The organism is Streptomyces sp. rh34 (assembly GCF_002551245.1).
Taxonomy (GTDB): domain Bacteria; phylum Actinomycetota; class Actinomycetes; order Streptomycetales; family Streptomycetaceae; genus Streptomyces.
Genome location: NZ_NTGZ01000472.1, coordinates 1 through 2,483 on the forward strand (window position 1 = coordinate 1; position 2,483 = coordinate 2,483).

Sequence of the window (2,483 nt, forward strand, 5' to 3'; positions counted from 1 at the left end):
GTCGGTCCGCAGATAGACGTCGAGGTCTCCCGACGATGGAGGTTCCTACGCCATCCATCCGAAAGACCTCGACGTGTCCGACGCTACCCCGCCGGCCGGGTTCGGCCGCCCTGACCTGACCGCCTTCGCGGCTCATCCCAATCGACCCTGATCGGGTCTGCTGACCCCCTCGACGAGAACGCAGCGACATCACAGCCACCCAACCCCGACCGTCCGGGAAGCCGGGGCACGTCACATGGCCTGTGCTGCGGGCGTGTCGAGTGGGTCGTCCAGGGGCGACGCAGGAGCGTCGACGCGACGTGCTGAGAGGTGGTTCCAACCGAGCGCTAGGACACCGGCTACAGGCATGGCGATAGGTCAGGAACGGCGTCGCTCCCTGCGCAGGAGGGAGCGCAGAGTCTCGGCGTTCGCGTAGCCGACCCGTCGCGCGATCTCGGCGGAGGTGAGGTCCGTGGTTGCTGAGAGGTGCCGAGCTCGTTCGATGCGAAGCCGTTGGACGAAGCCGAGCGGAGTGAGGTTGAGCGCCGCACGGACTCGTCGTTCGAGGGTGCGCCGGCTGGTGCCGAGCGACTGCGCGACGACGGCGACGTTGAACGGTTCGTCCAGGCGGACGCGCACGAAGCGTTCGAACTCGACGACGATCGGGTCCTCGTGCCGGAGATGTTCGTAGGCGACGAAGGCCGCCTGCGACGGGCGCTCGTCGATGATGAGGAGCTTGGCGACATGTTGGGCCAGGTCGGGGCTGATCGATCGCACGAGTGAGAGCGCGAGGTCGATGTGGGCGAAGGCGGCGCCGGCGGTGACGAGGTTCCCGTCGACCACGACCATGGTGTCGAGATCGAGGGCGACGGTCGGATAGCGCTTCAGGAACTCCGGCCCCAGGAACCAGCTGGTCGTCGCCCGCCGATGATGCATCCGTCCGGTCTCGGCGACGGCGAACACGCCGGTGCACGCCGCGGCGATCCGGGTGGTCGCGTCGTCGAGGCGCCCGAGTGAGGCGATGACCGAACGAGCATCTCGGCTCTGGAGGGCGTCGTGGGTCGCGGCGGCCGTGAGGGTTCCAAGCGCAGGGACGACGACCACGTCGAACTCTCCGGACTCCGAAAGCGGGTGGTCCACCGACAGGGTCATCGATGCCGTCGTGGTCACTCGCCGTTTCGGTCCGAGGATGGCGAGTTCGATCGGGTCGATCCGCGGGTCGACATCGCCGCGGGCTCCGTCGGCCACCCGCACGATGTCGATGACCGACGCGACCGCCGAACCGAAGCAGCCGTCGATCGCGATCAGTCCGATACGCATGGCGCGAACAATAGCAATACTGCCGTATACGCCACTCCCCACCGGCCCTCGCTCGTCATACGCTGAACTCGCCCCACGAAGAACCCCGACTTCAAGGAGAACCCCTCATGTCCACACCCGCATCACTTCCGTATGCCTTCGTCGCCAAGATCGTCGCGGCCGATGGACAGCACGACGCGCTCGCCGATCTGCTCGCCGGCGCTGTCGCACTCGCCAACGAAGAAGTAGGAACGATTGTCTGGTTCGCGGCTAGGACCCACGCCGACACCTTCTGGATCTTCGATGCATTCCCCGACGAGGCCGCTCGCGACGCCCACGCCAACGGCGCCATCGTCGCAGCCCTGATGGCCAACCAGCACCTCCTCGGCGCAGCACCCGAGATCCTGGCGGCCGACGTCCTCGCGTCCAAGCTCCCGTAGTCCGCCAACGCACGAGACGATCGCGCCCCGCCGAGCCGTCGGACCCGACCGCCTCGACACCCGCACCACGTTGACGATCCCCGACGGGCCGATCACGAGGAGGCCAGGCAACACCAGGCGCAAGCCTGGAGCGGCACTGTTTCACCGGTGGTCATCGAGAGAGCCAGCGCGGTTCCATGGCAGCGCAACTGTGTCAACTTGCCCTCCGTCCCGCGAGGCGCCGTGGGCGGGTCGTGGTTGCGATCCGTTGCCGTGACGGGAGACGCGTTGCGCGTCGCAGCGATGACGGGTCGTTGGCGTTCCGGGGCGTTGCGTTCGTGCGCGCCGCGCGTGCGGCATGGAGCATCTCGCTGCGCACACAACGATCGCTGCGCCGACGCACCGTTGACACCTCGCACGTCCAGGTCGCGACACAACGCCACGCTGCGTTGCCGAGCGGAGCGAGGCATATCGGCACACGGACAGGATGCCGGCCGCGAGCGCTCAGCCGGCGAGGGGTCCGTCGCAGAGGAGAGCGACGTCGGTGTCGGGCAGAGCCGTGAGGCCAGCGCATTGCGCGACCACCAGAACCGAACCGCCCCTGCCCTGCGTTTGCGCAGGTCAGGGGCTGTTCGCCGGAGCCGCCTGTCGGAATCGAACCGACGACCTAATCACGTCGGCTTTGCGGGCTCTTCCCAGATGAGGGTGTAGGTCGGCCGGGCGCGTCGGTCCGCAGATAGACGTCGAGGTCTCCCGACGATGGAGGTTCCTACGCCATCCATCCGA

2 protein-coding genes are annotated in these 2,483 nt (G+C 67.7%); one reads left to right on the forward strand and one right to left on the reverse strand.

Going from position 1 to position 2,483, the window contains the following annotated elements; translation table 11 throughout:
* Positions 1 to 357: 357 nt before the first annotated feature.
* Positions 358 to 1,299 (reverse strand): GlxA family transcriptional regulator, encoded by a 942-nt coding sequence (locus CR470_RS37335; protein WP_020502092.1) that lies wholly within the window; start codon positions 1,297 to 1,299, stop codon positions 358 to 360.
* 107 nt (positions 1,300 to 1,406) lie between these two features.
* On the opposite strand from CR470_RS37335, the gene CR470_RS37340 reads away from it, so the two are divergent.
* A complete protein-coding gene (locus CR470_RS37340; RefSeq protein ID WP_006247389.1) occupies positions 1,407 to 1,718 on the forward strand; it encodes a putative quinol monooxygenase in 312 nt (103 codons plus the stop codon).
* The last annotated feature ends 765 nt before the right edge of the window (positions 1,719 to 2,483 follow it).